The organism is Mesorhizobium sp. M7A.F.Ca.CA.002.09.1.1 (genome assembly GCF_003998555.1).
Classification (GTDB): Bacteria; Pseudomonadota; Alphaproteobacteria; order Rhizobiales; family Rhizobiaceae; genus Mesorhizobium; species Mesorhizobium ciceri.
Map to the genome: position 1 here is coordinate 1 of NZ_RZRR01000861.1, position 2,392 is coordinate 2,392.

Annotated in this window: 2 protein-coding genes and 1 pseudogene; 2 read left to right on the top strand and 1 reads right to left on the bottom strand. The window is 63.5% G+C overall.

Annotated elements, in window-relative coordinates; translation table 11 throughout:
• Positions 1–550 (top strand): hypothetical protein (locus EN994_RS27435; RefSeq protein ID WP_127307966.1); only part of this gene is annotated, 550 nt, incomplete at its 5' end.
• A 33-nt stretch (positions 551–583) separates the two neighbouring features.
• Here EN994_RS27435 and EN994_RS27440 read toward each other — a convergent pair.
• Entirely contained in the window at positions 584–1,915 is a 1,332-nt protein-coding gene (locus tag EN994_RS27440; RefSeq protein ID WP_063167701.1) for a dihydroorotase, read from the bottom strand.
• A 75-nt stretch (positions 1,916–1,990) separates the two neighbouring features.
• Here EN994_RS27440 and EN994_RS27445 point away from each other — a divergent pair.
• Positions 1,991–2,392: pseudogene (locus tag EN994_RS27445) on the top strand (folate-binding protein); the annotation flags it as partial.

Here is a 2,392-nt window from a genome sequence, read left to right on the forward strand (position 1 = left end):
GCCGACTGCTCCTGCCGAAGCCGAGCCGGACAGTCCGGCGGATGGCGGCGTGACCAGGCCACGCGTCGATCCGGACACGCCGGTGCCCGAGGTCATCTACGATCTCGGCAAGCTGCCGGAACCAGTGCGGCGCATGCATGATTTGATCGTCGAAGCCTGCAAGGGCGGCGATATCGAAAAGTTGCGGCCGTTGATCGGCACGGGCGACAACACAACGCAATTGTCCCTAACCGACATTGATGGCGATGCCGTCGCCTTCCTCAAGGGCCTCTCGGGAGACCCGGACGGCCAGGAAATCCTGGCCATCCTGGAGGAGGTGCTTGATGCCGGCTACGTCCACCTCGATGCCGGCACGCCACAAGAGCTCTATGTGTGGCCGTATTTCTTCGCCCTCCCGCTGGACAAGCTGGACGCCAAGCAGCGGGTCGAACTGTTCAAGATCGTCACCGCTGGCGATTTCGACGACATGAAGCAGTTCGGCGCCTATATTTTCTATCGCGTCGGTATCACCCCTAGCGGACAGTGGTCATTCTTCGTCGCCGGGGATTGAGAGCGGCTCTTCCCACCCACGGGGGTAGGGAGCCTAGCGGGGCAATGCCTCAGAAAACTCCACCGCCCTACCCTGGCTTGGCGTGGCGATCTCGCCTTCCCACATCACGCGGCGGCCGCGAATGACGGTGCCGACCGGCCAGCCGACCACTTCTCTCCCGTCATAAGGCGTCCAGCCGGCTTTCGAGCCGGCCTGCGCATTGGTGATGGTCTGGCGCCGCTTCATATCGACGATGGTGAAGTCGGCCTCGTAGCCGGCAGCGATGCGGCCCTTTCTCGCCATGCCGAAGATCCGCTGCGGGCCGTGGCTAGACAGGTCGACAAAGCGCTGCAAGGTCAGCCGGCCGGCATTGACGTGGTCGAGCATGATCGGCACCAGCGTCTGCACGCCGGTCATCCCCGACGGTGAGGCCGGATAGGGCTTTGCCTTCTCGGCCAGCGTGTGCGGCGCGTGGTCGGAGCCGAGCACATCGACGATGCCTTGCGCAATGCCATGCCAGACGCCATCGCGATGGCGCGCGGCACGCACCGGCGGGTTCATCTGGATCAGCGTGCCAAGCCTGAGATAGTCGTCGGCGCTCAGCGTCAAATGATGTGGCGTCGCCTCGCAGGTCGCGACATCCTTGTGTTGTTCGAGGAACACAATCTCCTCGGCGGTCGAGATGTGTAGAACATGGATGCGGGCACGGGCGTTTCGCGCAATGCGTACCAGCCGTTCGGTACAGCGCAAGGCGGCGATCTCGTCGCGCCAGACAGGGTGCGATGCCGGGTCGCCTTCGATGCGTTCGCCAAGGCGCTCGCGCAGCCGGAATTCGTCTTCCGAATGAAAGGCGGCGCGCCGGCGCGTGTTTCTCAGGATCGACGCCACGCCCTCGTCATCCTCGACCAGCAGGTCGCCAGTGGACGAGCCCATGAAAACCTTGATCCCGGCCGCACCCGGCAGCCGCTCAAGCTCGCCGACATCCCCGGCATTCTCGCGGGTGCCGCCGACCCAGAAGGCGAAATCGCAATGCATGCGCCCCGTGCCGCGCCGGACCTTGTCGGCAAGCGCTGCCTCGCTGGTGGTCAGCGGATTGGTGTTGGGCATCTCGAACACGGCGGTGACGCCGCCAAGCACGGCAGCGCGCGAACCCGTTTCCAAATCTTCCTTGTGCTCCAGTCCCGGCTCGCGAAAATGCACCTGGCTGTCGACGACACCCGGCAGGATATGCAGGCCGCGGCAGTCGATCGTCTCGCCGGCCGAGGCCTGGCGGAGATCGCCGATGGCAGCGATGCGCCCGTCCTTCACGCCGATGTCGCGAGCCCCTTCGCCGTCATGGTTGACCACTGTGCCGCCTGTCAGGATGAGGTCGTAGATCATGGCCATGCTCTCTTGCGGGGGGAGTGCCAGCGGCTTACGTAAAGGCCGACCATTTTGCAAGATCAGGTTGCTTTTCCGCCCATGCCCTGTGCCCAGCTCAAAGACCGCGCCCTCATTTCCGTATCAGGTCCGGATGCCGAGCATTTTTTGCAGAACATCCTGACCACCGATCTCGACATCCTGGCTCCCGGCGAAGCCAAACCCGGTGCGCTGCTGACGCCGCAAGGCAAGATCCTGTTCGATTTCCTGATCTCCCGCACCGGCGAGAATGCATTCCGGCTCGAATGCCGTGCCGACATATCGGACGATTTCGTACGCCGGCTGACGCTCTACAAACTGCGCGCCAAGGTCGAGATTACCAAATCCGATCAGGCGTTTGTCACCGTCGCGTGGGGACATGAATCAACACCCTCACAATCTGATTCAACGGCGGCCGCCGACACACGCTTACCCAAGCGCGCCGTCACCCGTTCCTATGGCGAA

Bases quoted from the DNA above. Each gene is read 5' to 3' on its own strand.
- EN994_RS27440 (WP_063167701.1), bottom strand. From the start codon at position 1,915: ATGGCCATGATCTACGACCTCATCCTGACAGGCGGCACAGTGGTCAAC.